This is a genomic window from Niallia sp. M35 (assembly GCF_050971705.1).
In the GTDB taxonomy this organism is placed as follows: Bacteria; Bacillota; Bacilli; order Bacillales; family Cytobacillaceae; genus Niallia; species Niallia circulans_A.
This window is the reverse complement of record NZ_JBPCEP010000004.1, coordinates 1-19,011: the sequence shown is the minus strand read 5'-3', so window position 1 is coordinate 19,011 and position 19,011 is coordinate 1. Positions and strand designations below refer to the sequence as shown.

The following is a 19,011-nucleotide window of genomic DNA, read 5'->3' as shown; positions in this document are numbered from 1 at the left end:
TTATCTATATACCATGAAGTCCACTTCTGATTGGTAATCAAATTGTTGAAGATAATCAATAATTTGAAACATTCCTGGCTGAGAAGCAACTATTACTTTATTAATTTTTTTATTATCGATAATATCGGGTGAATACACTTCCATGCCATCAATAAGCTTCCCTTGTAATTCAGGGTTCGAATCAATATACCCCCGTAAATGCCAACCTCGCTTAACTAATACCTCATATACTGACTTTCCAAATTCTCCAGAACCCCAAATATAGATTGACTGATTATTTTTAAATTGATTTAATTGCTTTTCCTTGATTAAAAACGCACATTCATCTAATGTGTATTTTTTTCGGACAGTTGTAGAATTTAAAGATACTCTTATCTTAACTAAAAATTCATTTAAACTTCCCATTAACAACTTGTCCTCATTAAGTCGATAAAATAAATCATAATCCTCAAACAAGGGAAGATTACGATAACGATACTTTTTTAATACCTCCAATTTAATCATCATTGTTGTATGAGATATACAACAAAACCACTTTAATCTTTCAGCTATTTGTTCTTCATTTAAAGTTGAATTTTTATATGGCTCTATATATTTTTTAAATGTCTTGTATCTTTGACTTTTTTCTATTTCCAAAGTATCTGGGAAGTACTCACAAAGAGTTTTAGATAGGGCCATTTTTGGAGTAGTTAACATAAAAGATAACTGCTTTTCAAATCTTTCTGGATGCTGAACATCATCGGCATCAATTTTCACTACATAATCTCCGATACTTTTATCAATACCAAAATTCAACGCTTTTGGTATACCAACGTTTTTTTCCAGAAAGAAAACTTTCATCCGATTATCCTTATAACTTTTTAGGATATCAACTGTTCCATCATTGGAGCCATCATCCACAACAATAAATTCAAAATCGGTAAAAGACTGGTTTAAAACACTATCAATTGTCTCCTTGATATGTTTTTCACCATTATATACTGACATAAGAGCTGTTAATTGTACCAATTAGCTTCACCCTCTTTTATAAATTCAAAGGCTTTTTACCATTAAGTATTCATCAATACTATCCCATACTCGCTGACTAGCTTTATTATCCAAAAACTTAAACACTAAATTCCTTATTCTCTCTCTATGATCAATATATGGATCAATACCATCTATTAAGGAATAAATATTACTTTTAAGCTCTTCAAAACTATTAACTGTAGGACCAGGAGTAAAATATTGATAAGGCTCTAACATGAATCCTCTATTTTCTGTATATTCATCCAAATCTGTTGGTGCAAAAATTACTGGTAAATCAATTAGTAAAGTGTCAAAAAATATGGATGAATAATCTGTAATTAATAGTTTTCCACAGCCTAATAATTCATATAGATGTATTTTATTCATCTTCAATATATCTTCTGAAAGTAGAAATATCCTTTTTTCTTTAAAAATCTCTAAATCTTTAAATTGGTTATACTCATAAGGGTGTAGTTTAACTATTAGAAAGAGATTTTTTTCTTCTAACATTTTAATTAGTTTCTTTTTACTTTCATCTTTAAACCCTATTAGCTTTTTCCATTCTTTATTAGTTTCAACTTGTGAATTTTTCCCTTTCCGCCATGTTGGCAAATAGAAAACTATATTAGCAAAGTCTAAATTCTGCTCTACTACTTTTTCCAATTTTCCCAAACTGTTTTTTTCAAATAGCAAATCATTTCTCGGCATCCCAGTTATCTTATATTTGTTAGAATTAGTTGGAAAACAACTATTAAAAAAGGTACTATAAAGTTGGGAATAAGACATAATTAATTGAATTTGGTCTGATCGTTGCTTAATATGATTAATTACGTCTTCTGTTACTCCACTTTCCTGAAGATATCCCATTTTTTTCAGAGGAAATCCATGCCACATTTCAATATTTATATGACTTCCATCATACAAACCATCAAAATGAGAAGAGCACAAAACATCAAAGCCCATAAGCTCTCCCATATTTTTTTCTTCAATTAAAGATACATCGTATTTTCCCTTAAATTCTATAGGCATATACTTATATAAAGCATATCCATTATAATTTGAATAATTGTAATTTATAATGCCTATTTTTATTTTTCGACCACTAGGTTTGTTAGCGAGAGTAATAGACTTTAAGATTTCATTATAGTTTTTAGTCATATTATAATGATGGACAGCTATATCCATTGGAACTATTTTTTTATGATGGATTCCCATATCTAATAATTGGCTATATATCTCATTTGAGAATTGACTTGCAATAACGACATAATCAAAATTTTGATTTACTATTTCACTAGCTGGGAAAACAACATGGTTTCGAAAGGTCAAATTATGCTTACTTTCGTTATTATCACTAAAGCCAATAATATTCACTTTAGCAAAATCAAGAATCTCCAAGAGCTTCTCTGAACTACTACCAGTTCCAAAAATAATAATATTAAGTTTCATACATACACCTTCACTATTAATATAACGTTTAACGTATTTATTTTAAGGATATGACTCATTCAAGCAACTATTTCGTAATTAAAACACTTCCAAAATAATCACTAATTGGAGTATAACTGATGTTTTCATTTTCACAATAATCTCGCACAGCACTTTTTACACCCTTATATTTATCAAAATTATAGTCATGAATTAAAATATAGCCACCTTTTGATAAACGCTTATAAAAATATTTTAGCCCTTCTAATGTAGGCTGGTACAAATCTACATCAATGCTGACAAAGGAAAAGCATTCATCCTCTAATCCAATAGTAGTCTCAGGAAAGTAGCCTTTTCTTACAATAATATTGTCTGGATTTTTAATTTTTTTCAAAACAATTTCTAAATTAGTATCCTCAAATCTTCCAGCTTTAGCTATAGAATAATTATTTATTTCTTCCAAATGTATGTCTTTTTCTGAAAAGCCTTCAAATGTATCAAATAAATAGAATTTTTTTTGAGGAAATAGATCTCTAATAATTTTTGTAAAGTCGCCTTGATATACTCCTAATTCAGCTATGCTTCCTTTTACTTGCTTATATTCAAGTTCACGTGATAATAATTCAAGAGTAGATAAACGAACATAATCATTTCCCTTTAAGGCATAGTCTGGATATTCTATTAAATTGATCTTTCGACTTTCCCTAATACCTTGATTTATGGAGTATAGCCCAAAGTCATTAAATATCTCAGGCAAGTATTCAGGTTTTAAGGCCTTTTTATATCTCTCATATTCTTGATTTTTTTTCACATAGAATTCACTAAACTGTTTTTGCTGCATTGTTCGACGCAAAGGAATGATTATTTTTTTATTATCAATTCCCAATTTCAGCAATTGATTTTGCATTTCCTCAGCGTAAGTAGAACTTCCAATAATAATAAAGTCAAAATCATATTGCCCTAAATCGTTTGGCGATATGATTTGTTTATTATTATATTCCACTTTTTCAACTAATTTTTTATTATCAATATATCCTTCAATTGATACTTGATCTGTATTGATATACTTTAAGATTTTTTCGGCTCCCAATCCTGTTCCGAAAATAAACACTTTGATTTTTTCCAATTGGATTACCATCTTTCATTTTATACTTTTATTTTTTTATAATTAGCGCTGGTCTAAAACCCAATAGTCTCTGAATATCTTTTTCATCAATTTCAAAAAGGGTATTTTCTTTAATAATATTCATTTCGTTGTTTGTATAACAGCTATATGCAGCTGCTTTACCTTCCTCATCTATATAACTATGTAAACCATATGACTTATCTACATTTCTTTCATGATTCCAGACAGTTTCATCATTGGCTACGATAGTATTATTCAAATTTGAATTTTGGATATATAAAATCCATTCATCAATATCTCTATTAACTTGAGGCAACCGAATTCTTGTATTCAATAAATTATCAATATGAACATTTTGATCAAGACCTTCTTTTAGCCTTTTAAAACTTACAGAATTTTGGATATTTCGATCAGCAATTAATTTTTTATTAGCTCCATCTTCATCTACCATAATAAAATAAAAATCTCCATTCGGATTTCCCATTGACTCGTTTGGAATAAAATCAACTGTTTCTTTTCCAAGATTATCAAATGTTCCAATTCTATTATATGTTGCAGTATAGTGGCAGCGAATTTTTTTACCGATTTCTAGTTCATCTATCGTAGTTACTTCATTTACATTTAGTACTCTTTCGTTTTCTTCCACTTCTACACCTAAAAACCAGAATATAGATTTCTCTAATAAACGGATTTCAACCTGATGCTCTTGGTTTTCAAGATTACTAATTTCAAAAACACTAGCTTTAATTTCGCTAATATTTTTAGTACTGCTATTAACAGCCTCACCATCAATTAATACTTGTATACAGCTATTGTCTGTGACTTTTCTACCTATAAGTCGCAGATACTTACCGGTAAATCTAAACTTTATTGTGGAGTAATCTGTATTAGTTTCTTGTTTAAATAAGTAAATTCCACTATTTCTATATCTCTTTTTTACATGTCCTGTAAAACTAAAACATCCATTATTTACATCATAATATTTATAACACTTATGATTTATATTTTTATATAGCTGATAATGTTCCCTTAAAATAAGTTCAGTAATCCGCTCAATTGTTTCATTACATCTCTCTAAAAACGGTCTAAAAGACTCAATTAAAACTTTTGCTTTTTCTATATCATTACTTTGTTTTCTTATATTTGCAGCCTTTAAGCTTAATGATTGAAAATGAGAACGATTTATCGGATAAATATAAGTAATATAACACTCATTCATAATGATTTTTTTCATTATTTTATCAAACTTCTGGAATTTCTTTGCAAGTTGCGAACCATTTTTCTTCACTAGTTTATTTTGTATATCACTTAATACAACTAGAATTTCCTTATATAACTTTTGAAAATTCTCCATGGATTGTTCCATTTTGTTTATATACTTCAATATGTGATTTTCACTATATTCTTTTTGCGTATTTTTAAACCAGTTTTCTTGCACCACAGGAGAATGCAGTCTATTTTTAGTAAAATCTTTTAATGGTATAAATTCAGTGCCTGCGATTGCAGCTCCACCATTTGTTGTATTTATTACCTCGACATTTTTATATTTTGCAATATAGTACTCCATGTTCTCTAGCATATTAATGAAGGAAGGAGAGGATTCTATATCCATTCCATATACATCTTTTACAAGAGTAGTCTTAGTTCGATCAGTTTCTTGTAATTGAAAAGACCTGCCTCGATCTTTATACTGAACTTCTTTAGAATAATATTGGTTATTTCTGTATGCTAAATTTTGACCAACAAATACTACTGGAGAACACCCTAATTTAGCTGCTAATTGGAATGTCACAGAAGCAATTGTTGGAGCATCTTCGATAAATTCAAAGTTCATTCCATTTTGATTTTGCAAATAATATTTACTTACAGTATCTTGGCTTGTAAACATATGCAACTTCGGACCTTGGAATAAATTTAACGTTTCAAATCCTACGCTCGTACCATATATCATAGGAATAGATTCAATACCTTTTTCTATAATACTTGAATACACATTATGATTATGACCTTGAGGATCATAAGTAGTTACTGCATCTGGTATGATATTTTGAGCTATTAGCGCCTTATTAGCAGAACCAACAGCAAAAATATAGGCTAGTTTATGTTGTTTTATATATCTTAAATTCTCATATTCTTCTTCTAAAGATGGACCAGCTGAAACAATGATTAAAGGTTTTTGCTTAAAGAGTTCTTTATATGTTTGATTTAAGATGTTTGGAGTTTTTATCGTTGTAGAAAAATTTAAAAGGCTATTTATTGTCCACCTAGTACTAAATTTAGTATCGATATAAATTGATTGTTTTTTATATTCAACTGCCATTTTAAAGTCTTCCATAAAGTCTGCAAATTCATCTTTAAAAATTTGTTGATAACTCGGTAAAATAATTAATAAAATTCTTTCCTGTATTTCTTCTGTTAATTTTATTAAAAAATTTCGGCCCGCTTCTCTCGATGTTTCGACAAATATATTCTTTATTCTGTATAAAGGTATATCTACATGTTCAGCATATAATTTAAATATATTGATTTTAGGCTCATAAATAGAGAATTTAAACATGGGATTACGCTTTGTAAAAGCCTCAATATGATAACCTAACCCAACACCATAGAATAATACATGGTCATAATCACCCATATTCTCTTGGAACTGTTCAATAAATTTTTCCGCTTCACTTTTCGGGTCATATTTGCTATGAACAAATCGTGAACGGCCTTCCTTATTTACTTGTATAGTAGGAATTCCTGTTCGTGTTTCAATTACTTGATAACTCGTATCATCATCTTCTATTGAATCTATATTGATTAAATTGAAAAGACTTGGATTATATTCTCTTAAAACAGATAAATTTTTGCTTTTCAAACTATCATATCCTTTATTATTAATTGTTAATTAAAATGTTTTTCGTTAAACCAAATCAGATAATCATTTCCTTTAATATCCAATTTCTCAATATTTCTTTTTCTATTGCTTTTTCTTTAGAAACAATAGGTATTTCTTTAATTAGATAACTAGCATGATCTATCTTGTATTTGGTATATGTTGGAGGAATTATATACATATTATTTGTTTCGTATGCAATTCTTATTTCATCTTCTGTCATGAGTTCTTCATACATTTTTTCCCCTGGCCTTAAGCCAATTTCTTTTATTTCAACTCTATTGTTTAATTCGAATTTATTTGAGATTTCTTCCATTATAATCTCAGCTAAATCACCTAATTTAATTATTGGCATTTTCAATACAAAAACTTCTCCACCAATTGCTTTTTCATTTGCTTCAAGGATAAGCGAAATAGCTTGAGATGGAGTCATCATATAACGAAGCATTTCTTTGTTGGTAATAGTTATATACCCTTTTTTCAAAATCTGCTTTTTAAACAAAGGGATAACCGATCCTCTTGAACCCATTACATTTCCAAATCGCACAGAACTAAAAATGGTTTTTTTGGGTCCTTTTTGATAATTAGCTGCAGAAATAAGTCTTTCCGCTGTTAATTTTGTTGCTCCATATGCATTAGTAGGAGCAATCGCTTTATCTGTACTTGTAAATAGGACTCTTTTCACACCAGCATCTAATGCTGCTTGAATGACATTCTGTGTTCCGATAACATTTGTCTTCACTGCTTCAAAAGGATTATATTCACAAGCAGGCACATGTTTCATTGCTGCTAAGTGAAATACAAAATCAATATCTTCCATTGCCATTAATAATCTCTGTTGATCTCTAACATCACCAATTAAATACCTAATATTAGATATACTTCCCAACTCTTGCTGCAGTTCAAATTGCTTATACTCATCTCTGCTAAATATCCGAACAACTTCCGGTTCACACTTTAAAAGTTCTATTAAAAGCTGCTTTCCTATTGTTCCTGTTCCGCCAATAATCAAAATCTTTTTACGATAGTATAGATTATTATCCATTTAATTAACTCTTTTCTATTTATTTATAATCTGAAATGTCTTTTCAGTGATTGATTCAATTGATTCAAATTGTGGGAGAATTTCATAAGAAATAATATCTCCAATTAAGATGTAATCACGATTTTCAATTGCATCCAGCAGGTTAGGCAATTCAACTTCGAAATGATTAGCGACATTCAATAGTTTTTCCTTATACTCATTTAACTCCGTATTTCCCATACTCTTTATCGTACTATACACCCAATTTAAGCCTTCCAATAAATCTTGAAGTACGCCCCATGATTCCTCTGTTGGAGATTGATAAAATTGCTCTGTAAGCTGTTTAATACTTGGGATAGCGCGATTACTATATTCGTTTAATGATACCGTTAAATCGCTAATAAATTCATCAATTGTTTTCGTTACTAATTCTATTTTTTTAATTGTATTGATTTGCTCCATAATTTGTTCTTCAAAATCACTATAAACTTCTTTTCCATTAATAATTAAGTGACTAAAGTATAATTTGTTTTTTTCTAAGTCCTCATTAATTTTTTCTATAAGTATATCTATATTTTTCACGCTATTTTCATAAATAAGCATTTCACTGGATAGATGTAATTCCATTTAGTAACCCCCAACAATGTATTCTACTTACTATATCGGTATTATTTCAAAAAGTTGAATAACAAAACAGAAGATAAATAATGGAAGGAAAGGTATCGAGGCGTTATAAAAGCAAAAAATGACTACCGAAATCCGGTAGTCATTTAAGATTATTAACCTAATAATTGTAATACTGCTTGTGGACGTTGGTTAGCTTGAGCAAGCATAGATTGAGATGCTTGAGAAAGGATGTTAGACTTAGTCATTTCCATCATTTCTTTTGCCATATCTACGTCACGTACACGAGATTCAGCAGATTGTAGGTTCTCAGAAGAGTTACCTAAGTTACTGATTGTATGTTCTAAACGGTTTTGGAATGCTCCAAGCTTAGAACGTTCAGCAGAAACTTGATTAATAGCTGCATCGATAGTTGAAATTGCAGAAGTAGCTTTTTTATGATCACTGATATCTAAAGCATATACTTCAGCACCAGTATCATTACCAGCATCTGTAAGTTTATTTGCAGCACCTGAAGCAAATTTAGCATCAGAAGATTTAGCAACAAGTTCAGCACCAATAGTTGTTCCATTCTCAGTAAGAACTTTTTTTCCTGTTATCGATGCTCCACTAGCAGATGTATACTTTTCAGTACCAATAGTATCATCCCATTTATTCTTTTGACCAGCTAAATCAGCTTTACCAATTTGAGCAGATGTACCCTTAGAACCAGCAATTCCAAGTGCTTCTGCACGCATATCAAAAATATCAACCGTAAAGTTTTGTTGTGAGTTTGCACCAACTTGTAAGTGTAAACCATTTCCACTAGCTGTATTACCAGCAGTTGCTACTCTGCTTCCGCTGCTTAAGCTTTGTGAACCATTCAATAATTTCTTTTGGTTAAACTCAGTATTGTTACCAATACGGTTAATTTCAGAAGTTAATTGATTTAATTCTTTTTGTAGCTCTTGACGGTCTTGATCTGTATTTGTATCGTTCGCTGCTTGTGTAGCAAGTTCACGCATACGTTGTAGAATTGAATGCGTTTCGTTTAAAGCACCTTCAGCTGTTTGGATTAAAGAAATACCATCTTGAGAATTACGTTGTGCTTGGTTTAAACCGCTGATTTGTCCGCGCATTTTCTCAGAAATTGCTAGACCAGCTGCGTCGTCTCCTGCACGGTTAATACGTAAACCAGAAGATAATTTCTCCATAGATTTAGAAGCATTTGTTTGGTTTGCACCCATTTGGCGATAAGTATTCATCGCTGATAAGTTATGATTGATAATCATTATTTGTTTTCCTCCCTGAATATAAATAGTTCCACATCCATGTGGTTAGCCGGTCATTTCAAAAAGTCGGCCGCCTTCTTGAATTGCCGTTCTATTAAATATATCGTCAGGGAATTATTTATGTTTAGTATATTAACAATAAAAATCTAATTATTTTTTCCTAATTGATTAGTAAGATTTTTCACGAAATCAACAGAGGCAATTCCCGCCTCATTATTCTCATTTTGGATGGCAACATAGACTTCTTTTCTATGTATTTCAATATGTTTCGGTGCTTCGATTCCGATTTTTATTTGCTCTCCTTCAATTGCTAGGATTGTTATTTCAATATCATTTGCAATTTTTATCGATTGATTTACTTTCCGTTTTAATACCAGCATTATTTAGAACCCTCCTTTTGTTCCTTGAAAAGAAAAAGTTCATGTTTGGTTTGATAATCTGAATCTACTAGTATGACTTGCTTGCCTCTTTTCAGCCTATCATTTATAACAATTGGTCCTTGAAGATTAGCTGTAATGCTTTTCAGCTCTTCTTTAATGGTTAATAGAGAAAAGATGACTACTTCTTTTGTATCTTGTATTTTTAATAACTCTTTTACCTCATCGGAAATTTTCACTGCGTATTCTTTAAAATACAAAAATGGATCTATCATGACAAAAGCTAATAAGGGGGTTGCTACTGATTGAAGTACGAAAAGGTCTGCTCCTCCTTCTAAAGGCAATATATAAAATTCTTTCTCCTCTTCAAAACCAGGTAATCCTTGTTCAAATCGAATTATTTTTTCTTTTTCTATAGCAACATTCCCATGAAATTTCGTTTTTATTTCCACTTTATTACCACCATTCTCATTTTAATTTATTATTTGCATCCAGTAAAAAAAAAATTCTGTTTACCATCCTATCTATAGGTAATTCTATTATAAAGGAAAAAAGCTATCCAATCGGACAGCTTATCGTAAAAAGTCTACTAATGATCTTTGCATAATTTGCGCTCCTACTTGAAGTGATGCATTATGAACCAGCTGCTGTGTTAAGTAGCCCATCACAGCTTCTTCAAAATCCATATTTTCATTCTCAGAAAGTGTTTGATTCGCAACAACCTCTTGCTTCTTCAATCTACTTTCCACCATTTCAGCACGATTCAATTGTGCTCCTAATTGAGACTGTGTGGAAACAACATCCGTTATATATCCATCAATTGCATCTAATGATTTAGTAATTTCCTTGCCTGTTGCATCGGGGTCCAAGATCATTTTCTTAATTGCCTCAATTCCACCAAACATATCTAATGAAAAAGCATTACTTGAAGTTATGTTAACAGGGATAGATATACCTTTTGAGACTTCTAATAGCACTTGATTTGAATTCGTCGAAACAGCAGTATCTTTTGAAATAACAATACTTCCACTATCTATTTTCTTTTCAGCAGCAACTGTTTCTCCATCTTTATATGGTAATTCTTCTTGATAGGTATATGTTATTTCTCCTGTATTTCCATCAATTTCAATCGAAGAGCCATTTTTATTTTTAAACATATTATCTGTACTATCATAGGTATATTTATTTCCTTGATAGTTTATTACATATTCAGAAGGATTAATAGACCCATCTGCTAAACCAGCTTGAAACCCCTCAAATTCCATATCTATTTGATTTAAATTCATGGGAGAGGAAGCTGTATCAGTGCCATTAAAAATATACTTATCCCCTACTTTTGTTTCTGCCAATGTTACTAACTGTTCTTGTAATGTGGTAATTTCATCGACAATATTCTTACGTGCCGTTTCATCATACGTATCATTTGACGCTTGCACTGTCAATTCTCTAATTTTTTTTAAAATTTGATTCGAGCTATCTAGAGCTGTATCAGCATTTTCCATCCAGTTATATCCTTCATTAAGGTTGCGCTGATATTGTTTTATCTCCGATACTTGTGTACGATAACGCATCCCTTTCATAGCTATAACAGGGTCATCAGAGGGTCTAGTTATTTTTTTCCCCGTTGTAATTTGATCAGAAAGCCTTTGTAAATCCTTATAGCTATTACTAATGTATTTCATATTATTATTGGTAAGCATTGATTGAGTTACTCTCATTATCTATTACACTCCTAGTTTTAATTAGTTAGGAAATAGAAGTTTTTATCTTCCTCCGACACCCATTCCATTAATAACTTTATCAAGCATTTCATCCACGATTGTAATCATTCTTGCCGCTGAATTATATGCCTGCTGGTATTTGATTAAGTCTACCATCTCTTCATCAATTGATACACCACTTACAGACATTCTTGATTGCTCAACTGAAGTCTTTAATATTCCTGAAGTCTTTTCCATCCTATTTGCCTCAGAAGCTTGTTCTCCTAATTTGCCGATAACCCCTTGATAAAAGGCTTGGACATTTGTTTTATTCCCGCCAAAATCAAGAATCGAATCCTTTACTTTTGAAAGGTTTAAGGCATTTGTTCCATTTCCAGCAGAGGACTCTGTAGCAGCTGCTATGTTATCTACATCCTCCAAAATTTCCTTGGACAATACAATACTACCAGCTGCTCCTTTTGGATTATCAGCTGTTATATTGCTATCTGTAAAACTAAAGAAGTCAATATCTTTGGCAGTTCCATCTTCTATTTCATTTAAACTATATCCACTTCGGTGAACCTCATTAAAAGCTGTTACAAACGTATAGACCATTTCATCTAAATCGTCAAACATAGCATTATATGTGCCCTTTATTTCTCCGCCTTCCATATAACCGTAACCTTCAATTACGCCTTTCAGCTTCCCTTGACTATTTAAGGCCTTGAAATCGTTTAAAGTATATACACCATTTGCAGCATCAGCATCAGCATCCGTTTCTATTCCATCAAACTTACTTTTAGCAGTCGGGTCATCATTTAGTTTAAAAAATTTAAAAGAGGTAACTGGGCTGTCTAATTCTTCTCTACTATCAAATTGGATATGGATGCCATTTGCTGTTCTTGTTGATGCATCTATTAGTTTAATAGGCTGACCATTAGAATCTGTTAAGATATCCCCCTCAGGTGTTGCCATGTATACATCATAAAGTCCCTCAGCACTTGCCCGAGCTAATCCGCCGCTGGACTTAGCTTCTACTTTAATATTCATCATCGTAGAAAGAGAATCAAGCAATCTATCACGTTCATCATATAAGTCATTAGGCAAATAGCCATTAGGCTCCACAGCACCTATTTGCTGATTCAATTGATTAATTTGCTTCAACACACTATTAATATTATCTTCTGTATTTTCTAATTCATTTCTATTATCTTTTTGAATTGCTTTTAAAGAAGAATACATATATTTAAACGTATCCGCCAAAGCAGATCCACGTTCTCTAACAACTCTTCTTGCCCCTTCATTTTCTGGCTCTGTCGCTAAATCCTGTAAGGAATTCCAAAATTGATCCATACTATTCGAAATCCCTGTTCCAGATAACTCATCCATAACATTTTCCATTTGTGATAACATTTGTGCCTTCGAATCCCAATATCCCAATTTACTAGATTCTTTGCGATATTGCATATCTACAAAGCTATCTCTAATTCGTTCAACCTGATCAGCTTGAACTCCAGTCCCCAAATGACCTGGCATTACCGGACTATTCTGACCAACTGTAGGAAATCCTTGTGTAGCAGCTAAACTTACTCTTTGTCTCGTATAGCCTAATGTATTAGCATTTGCAATATTATGCCCAGCTGTAGCAATAGCTGATTGCTGTGTTGTCAAAGCACGCTTTGCAGTTTCTAAGCCCATAAAGGTTGAAACCATTGATTCTCCTCCTAAATCTTTGATTCAAATATCGAAAATCCTTCTTTTTGATAAGGATTTTTCGTCTCTGACCGATTGTAATTATATGTGTCTATATCTGGCTTTAATAAATCAAGAGAGACCTCAATAAATTGCAGGGATTGGTTAATAAGTTGTTGATTTGTGTCATTTTGCGTTTTTATTAATCCCAGCACTTCTACCAGTTTCTGTTTTATTTCCATTAATATCTCTTTCGTTTGATCGTCAACCATTTTTATAACATCATTTAATGTTGTCTGCGTTGATTCATTACCTAAAAAATTATTACAATTCAATTGCAATTCTTGATCCTTTTTTTGAATAGCTTTAATATACTTTTGTTCTTTGCCTGTGATTACTCTTAATTGATCTGTATCGCCTTTAATAAGGATGTCTTTTTTTTCAAAAGAAAGTTGCAACAGATCTTCATGCAAGGAAAGTATGTCTTTTAACGAAGCTTCAATCTTTTCGGTCTGCATCCGAAATCCTCCTATCTTTCCTTAGCTCTTTTTCCAGAATGATAGAATTTTTTCAGCAACTTCTTTTGAATCTACTTGATATGTTCCTTCACTAATTTGCTTTTTTAGCTCTTGAATTTTTTCTAGTCTTACTTCATCTTGTGTACCTTGAAGTTCTAACGCAGCTTTTGATATTTCCACTTTGTCTTCTTTTTTTATGTTTTGTGCAGTTGCATTTTTTTCCATCTGCTTTTTATATGGATTCATATTTACCGGATTATAATTATTAATTTTCATTTTTACACTCCTCTACAGAAAATTTGACCTTATGTTTCATATATGGAAATTTACTATACTCATCTTTCAGTTCTTATTCTTCTATCTTCTATATCGGTCAAAATTTTTCCTTTTAAAGACTAAAACTTGTTTTTATACAAATTAGACTGATATTCCTATTTCTATTCTAACCAGTCTATTCATATTTCATGTTCAATTTAGTCAAAATATCCCGATATAATAAAAAAGCAGCATAGAATTCCTGGGAATTCACTTGCCGCAATAGTTCTAATTACTTATTCAAGTATATATATTAATTAAAAGACCTTGGATTTCACCAACTGATTGTAATATATCTAAACCGTTTTTTTCTTTGTCTAATAAGGTATTGGTTAAGTCCACCAGCTTTTTATCCACTTCTTTAACAATTTTATATACTTTCGTTCTTCCTCTTCGATTAAAACCACTCTGCTCTTCTAGTTTCAAAGCATTGTTAACCGCTTCATCCATAAAATCTTTTACCATTTTTTTGTATCTGCGCAAATCATCTACCGTACGGTGTTCCGATAATTTTTTCCCTTGTCCCTCAATTTCTTCTACTAATTTTGTTAATTTGTCATAAACTGCCTGTTGACGATTTTTAGAAATAACTTCTTGAAAAGAAATACTCTCTGCCGGCAAATTATCTTTACTTTTTATTTTATCCGTACTTGTCCTCGATACTCTTTGTACTTCCATATATAAACCTCCCTTTCATAATTATAAATATATTTAGATTTCCAAGAGAAGATTGTTAATGTAGTTAATTTTATATTTATTACACACATATAGCATTTATATTATCATAAAATAGAAAGAAAAAAGCTAGTCCATCTTTTACCAGGACTAGCTTTGATTTAATAATTACGATTGTAGAAGCTGTAGAACTCCATTTGGTAATTGATTTGCTTGAGCCAGCATCGCTTGAGCTGATTGATTCAAGATATTATTTTTTGTAAACTCGGTCATTTCTTGAGCCATATCTGTATCACGGATACGAGATTCTGCAGATGTTAAGTTCTCATTTGTTACTTGCAGATTGCTGATTGTGTGCTCTAAACGGTTTTGGGTAGCACCTAGTTTAGCACGAATGGAAGAAATTTGGTTAATCGCTTGGTCGATTTTGAAAATTGATTTGCTTGCATCATCATTTGAAAGAATATTCAAATTATTAATCCCCAGCTTTACAGTGCTTAATTGCGGGATATCAATATTCAGATTCTGATTTGTATTGGCACCAATTTGGAATGTTAGAGCTTTGTTTGTTAAATCAAATTGTGATGAACCCTCTTTAACATTCGCTCCAAAAGATAGCTTCAATCCGCCGTGCTCAACTTCTCCATTTCTTGTAATAAGCTCTTTAGAGAAAGTAATTGGAGTAGTAGAATCGTCACCATTCACTTTAGAAACAGATAATGTAACTTTAGATTCTATTTGAACTTTAGCTGTACCATTTCCAGTAATTTGTGCTGTGTCTATCTTTATTTTCTTGCCAGTCTCTGTTCCAATTGTCTCAGTTTTTCCATCTTCACCTACTACTGCTGCAAGCTGGCCAATAGAAAATCCACTTGGATCAAAAATTTCAATATTGGCGCTTCTTTTTGTTCCATCATCCTGATATCCTGTAACCACCACAGAATATTCTCCTAATGCTAAGTCACTGTCTGGATCCATTGTAAGAACATCTGAGGAACTGATTCCCGCACCTGGTTGATTTAATGTATTAACAAATTGCGGAGTTCCAGAAACTGCCACTTCGTATTTGCCTGTTGCCAAAGTTGGATCTACTACTGTAGGAACCTGCTTTAAGTTTGTTTTTGCCTGTTCTCCATCAAGGAATTGTGTATCAACTGCACTAGAACCATCTAATAGCTTACGTGTATTAAATTCAGTTTTAGCGGCAACACTATCAATCTCTTTTAACAGCTGATCAATTTCTTGTTGAATGGAATTACGATCTGAATCGGTATTTGTGTCATTTGCTGCCTGTACAGATAGTTCACGCATACGTTGAAGCATTGAGTGCACTTCATTCATTGCTCCTTCTGCTACTTGCATTAAAGAAACACCATCTAGTGAGTTGCGTTCTGCCATAGATAAGCCTTTAATTTGCGAACGCATTTTTTCAGAAATCGCAAGTCCTGCTGCATCATCGGCTGCACGATTGATTCTTAAACCAGAAGATAATCTTTCTAGGTTTTTGGAAGTATTGAATTGGTTTTGGTATAGATTGCGGTAAGCATTCAGCGCCTGAATATTGTGATTAATTTTCATTTTAATATGCTCCTTTTGTTTTAATTTTTATCATATGTCATGATATTTTTTTCGTATGCCAATGTTTTTTGGCGAAGACCAGTATTTATCTTAGGTGTTTTTTCTTTCATGCTTGCAGTCCAAGCCGCAAGTAGTTCTTCTACTATCGTTTTGACTTCTTGGATAATGGATATATCTTTTTTTAAATTGGCATCAATAAGTTTTCCTGCTATATAGTTATATAACATGTCTAGTTGATCGGCGATAATTCCTGCCTCATAATTAATCCCAGCGCCAAGTCTCCAGACAATGTCATTAGCTTTCTTTAATTTAACATTCGCGAGGATATAATCTTTATTCTCTATATTTTCAATTGCTTCTTCTAAATTATTTAGGCATGCTTCGTATAATAACGCTGTGAGTTCTTGTGGAGATTTTTGATAGAGTACTTCTTCTGTAATAAGGTTAGCCATGATTTTCCACCTCCAAATGCTCCTGTTTTTTTTATCGGAACAACTTTTAATTTCTTTAATATTTTTTATTCATTTCTTCAATTAATAGAAGAATTTCTGCTATTACTGAATATAATTGAGGAGGAATACTATCTCCTAAGTCCATATCTAATAGATTTGCAACAAGAGAGGAGTCTTCTTGCATATGGATATTATTTTTTTGGGCCAATTCTATTATTTGTTGAGCAACTGCTCCCTTTCCTTGTGCAACAACGGAAGGGGCAGTACTTTTATCGTCATATTTTAATACTGCTGCAACTGGCCCATTTCTTTCAAAACGATTTTTTTGATTATAATATCTTGTCATGCTCATATTTGTAAGTTAACTCCTTTCTCTTGTATGAATTCATTAACGCTTGCAAGCCTTTTATTCTCTTTTTTCTCTATTGCTTCAGCTGAAGGATTCGTAAGATGCGTAAATTGGATATTTTGAACTTGATAACCAATCTCTTGTAAACGATCTACCGCAATTTTAGATAGCGGCGACATTTTCTTTTCAAAATCTGCTGAATCATTTTTTACGGTGATAGATAGATTGCGATCTGTCGCATTTAATAAAATTCCAACATCCCCTAATTTCTTCGTTTCTAAAAGAAAGTAAAGATTGCAATTTTCCCAATCTACCTGCTCTCCTTTTGATTTTGAATTGATAAATACTTGTATATTCTCATTTTTCTCGCCTAACAGCATGGGTAAATTAAAGAACATGCTTTGCAATTGGCTAGATGAATCTTGCTTATTTAATAATTGTTGACCATTAATATTGTTTAATGCCTGTTCCGCCTGCCTGCTAACTGTTTCATCACCTAAATTTTCACTGCTTGCCAATTTCAATAATGTTGTCTTTAGATTATCTTCTTGTTCTTTAGTTGGTGTATGGCTTGAAACTAGTTTATTTGCTACATCGCTCTCTCGATTTAAACCGAATGAGCGGATTTTTTCATACATTTGTCGTGAAGAAGGCTCTTCTCCTTCTAATATATAATTCCTCCCCATATCTTCAGATTGTTTTACCAAACTTTTCAATGGAGATACTTCTTCTAATAACGCACTATTTTTTGAAACATAGTGGACAATTTTTTGTTCAGATGGCTTATATTGAATACTCTCAACCATCTTCTTCACCTCTGAAACAATTTCAGTTGCTTTGGCAGTATTTCCATTAGAAAGATATTTTTTTGCCTCCGCTAATTGTGAGCTTGCCTGGAGTAATCGTTTTTCGGTACGCATATCGGCATATAACATTAAATCACTTTTTAAAATTGTTTGATCTAATTTAGCGATTGTACTTTCAATTATTTTGGATGCTTGCGGAATACTTGAATCTTTATATTTTTCCATTAATTTTTGTGCATTATCTAAATTCCGATAGATTTCTCTCTTTATATCTCTAAACTCATGTGTTGCCTCTGCTAATTTTTGCGATATTTTTGTTACCAATATATCCTTTGATGAGATGCCCATGGCTTGTAACTGACTATCCCATCGTTTCTCTTCCATCTCCACTTGTTTTGGAGAACTATCTTCTACATAATTTTTATTTTCCTGTTGTATTGCTGTTTCTACTTCTTGTAAAGCTTTAGAAATATTTTGTCTAGATGCCATCTCTCTGCCTTTACTACTTAACTCTAATGAAGTATTAATTGCTTTTTCTATCTTTTCTTTTTTATCTGGACTTAAGTTTTCATTTTTGCGAAGCTCAGACTTTAAATCATGCAGTGCCTTTTCTAAAATAGGCTCCTTCTGTATTTGTTTAACAGCTTGTTTGATACTATCCAACTGTAATTGAGTTGTCGCGTTAGCCCTAGCAGCTTCTCTATTGCTCTCATTTTGTTGAACTGGACTCTTTTCATTAGGAATTTTTGAATTATCCATATCGATAACCTGATTAAGAGCAGTTTTTATACGCTCTTTGGACGCTACATTTAATTGATCTGCTTGGTTAAGAATCTGTTCTACTTGTTTAACCACTTCCGGCGGCATTTTTGGATTATTGGTTATCGTTTCTTTTACCGTTTGGATCGCTTTTTGTAGGTTTGGCTCTTGCTTTATTTGGTCTTTCGTTTGGTTCAATTGATCTTGTACTGCTTTGCTTTGGTCTGTTGATATTGGTTTGGTTTGTTGGGCCGTTACTTCTTGTTCCGCTTTTGTGATTGCTTGTACTAATTTCTCTCTGCCCGCACTCTCTTGGCCTAAACGCTGGCTTATCGTTGCTTCTCTTACTGCCTGTTCTACTTGTTTAACCACTTCCGGCGGCATTTTCGGATTATTGATTATCGTTTCTTTTACCGTTTGGATCGCTTTTT

Annotated in this window: 17 protein-coding genes and 1 pseudogene; all 18 read right to left on the bottom strand. The window is 32.0% G+C overall.

The genetic code is table 11. The features are described from left to right. Nucleotides 1–1,008, bottom strand: a complete 1,008-nt coding sequence (locus tag NiCM35_RS05825; protein WP_371470732.1) for a glycosyltransferase — start codon at nucleotides 1,006–1,008, stop codon at nucleotides 1–3. 24 nt (nucleotides 1,009–1,032) lie between these two features. Further along, nucleotides 1,033–2,457 carry a CDP-glycerol glycerophosphotransferase family protein gene (locus NiCM35_RS05820; RefSeq protein WP_371470733.1) on the bottom strand — a complete coding sequence of 475 codons (1,425 nt, stop codon included), beginning with the start codon at nucleotides 2,455–2,457 and terminating at the stop codon, nucleotides 1,033–1,035. Nucleotides 2,458–2,524: 67 nt separating this feature from the next. Next, nucleotides 2,525–3,562 carry a TylF/MycF/NovP-related O-methyltransferase gene (locus NiCM35_RS05815; RefSeq protein ID WP_371470734.1) on the bottom strand — a complete coding sequence of 346 codons (1,038 nt, stop codon included), beginning with the start codon at nucleotides 3,560–3,562 and terminating at the stop codon, nucleotides 2,525–2,527. 28 nt (nucleotides 3,563–3,590) lie between these two features. Beyond that, nucleotides 3,591–6,422 carry a 6-hydroxymethylpterin diphosphokinase MptE-like protein gene (locus NiCM35_RS05810; protein WP_433778910.1) on the bottom strand — a complete coding sequence of 944 codons (2,832 nt, stop codon included), beginning with the start codon at nucleotides 6,420–6,422 and terminating at the stop codon, nucleotides 3,591–3,593. A gap of 55 nt (nucleotides 6,423–6,477) precedes the next feature. Beyond that, nucleotides 6,478–7,485, bottom strand: coding sequence for a UDP-N-acetylglucosamine 4,6-dehydratase family protein (locus tag NiCM35_RS05805; protein ID WP_433778908.1), 1,008 nt, complete (start codon nucleotides 7,483–7,485; stop codon nucleotides 6,478–6,480). Between the two features lie 15 nt (nucleotides 7,486–7,500). Next, nucleotides 7,501–8,091 (bottom strand): DUF8042 domain-containing protein, encoded by a 591-nt coding sequence (locus NiCM35_RS05800; RefSeq protein WP_433778907.1) that lies wholly within the window; start codon nucleotides 8,089–8,091, stop codon nucleotides 7,501–7,503. A 152-nt stretch (nucleotides 8,092–8,243) separates the two neighbouring features. After that, nucleotides 8,244–9,359, bottom strand: a complete 1,116-nt coding sequence (locus NiCM35_RS05795; protein ID WP_433778905.1) for a flagellin N-terminal helical domain-containing protein — start codon at nucleotides 9,357–9,359, stop codon at nucleotides 8,244–8,246. Between the two features lie 146 nt (nucleotides 9,360–9,505). After that, entirely contained in the window at nucleotides 9,506–9,739 is a 234-nt protein-coding gene (gene csrA / locus NiCM35_RS05790; RefSeq protein WP_095330271.1) for a carbon storage regulator CsrA, read from the bottom strand. Then, nucleotides 9,739–10,188 (bottom strand): flagellar assembly protein FliW, encoded by a 450-nt coding sequence (gene fliW, locus NiCM35_RS05785; protein ID WP_095330270.1) that lies wholly within the window; start codon nucleotides 10,186–10,188, stop codon nucleotides 9,739–9,741. Before fliW ends, csrA begins: the two co-directional genes overlap by 1 nt. Nucleotides 10,189–10,308: 120 nt before the next feature. Next, nucleotides 10,309–11,454, bottom strand: a complete 1,146-nt coding sequence (gene flgL / locus NiCM35_RS05780; RefSeq protein WP_095330269.1) for a flagellar hook-associated protein FlgL — start codon at nucleotides 11,452–11,454, stop codon at nucleotides 10,309–10,311. A 45-nt stretch (nucleotides 11,455–11,499) separates the two neighbouring features. Then, nucleotides 11,500–13,149: a flagellar hook-associated protein FlgK gene (gene flgK / locus NiCM35_RS05775; protein WP_095330268.1), complete on the bottom strand. Its 1,650-nt coding sequence runs from the start codon at nucleotides 13,147–13,149 to the stop codon at nucleotides 11,500–11,502. 11 nt (nucleotides 13,150–13,160) lie between these two features. Further along, nucleotides 13,161–13,646 (bottom strand): flagellar protein FlgN, encoded by a 486-nt coding sequence (locus NiCM35_RS05770; protein WP_123260560.1) that lies wholly within the window; start codon nucleotides 13,644–13,646, stop codon nucleotides 13,161–13,163. 21 nt (nucleotides 13,647–13,667) lie between these two features. Then, nucleotides 13,668–13,922 (bottom strand): flagellar biosynthesis anti-sigma factor FlgM, encoded by a 255-nt coding sequence (gene flgM / locus NiCM35_RS05765; RefSeq protein WP_095330266.1) that lies wholly within the window; start codon nucleotides 13,920–13,922, stop codon nucleotides 13,668–13,670. Between the two features lie 279 nt (nucleotides 13,923–14,201). Beyond that, a complete protein-coding gene (locus NiCM35_RS05760) occupies nucleotides 14,202–14,639 on the bottom strand; it encodes a YaaR family protein (protein WP_095330265.1) in 438 nt (145 codons plus the stop codon). A 165-nt stretch (nucleotides 14,640–14,804) separates the two neighbouring features. Then, nucleotides 14,805–16,214, bottom strand: coding sequence for a flagellin N-terminal helical domain-containing protein (locus NiCM35_RS05755; protein WP_095330264.1), 1,410 nt, complete (start codon nucleotides 16,212–16,214; stop codon nucleotides 14,805–14,807). A gap of 20 nt (nucleotides 16,215–16,234) precedes the next feature. Continuing rightward, complete coding sequence (gene fliS / locus NiCM35_RS05750; protein WP_095330263.1) at nucleotides 16,235–16,666, bottom strand: flagellar export chaperone FliS; 432 nt, start codon at nucleotides 16,664–16,666, stop codon at nucleotides 16,235–16,237. Between the two features lie 55 nt (nucleotides 16,667–16,721). Continuing rightward, nucleotides 16,722–17,018 (bottom strand): EscU/YscU/HrcU family type III secretion system export apparatus switch protein, encoded by a 297-nt coding sequence (locus NiCM35_RS05745; RefSeq protein ID WP_047944767.1) that lies wholly within the window; start codon nucleotides 17,016–17,018, stop codon nucleotides 16,722–16,724. Beyond that, nucleotides 17,015–19,011 (bottom strand): annotated as a pseudogene (locus NiCM35_RS05740) (hypothetical protein); the annotation flags it as partial. The gene NiCM35_RS05745 and the pseudogene NiCM35_RS05740, both read right to left, overlap by 4 nt.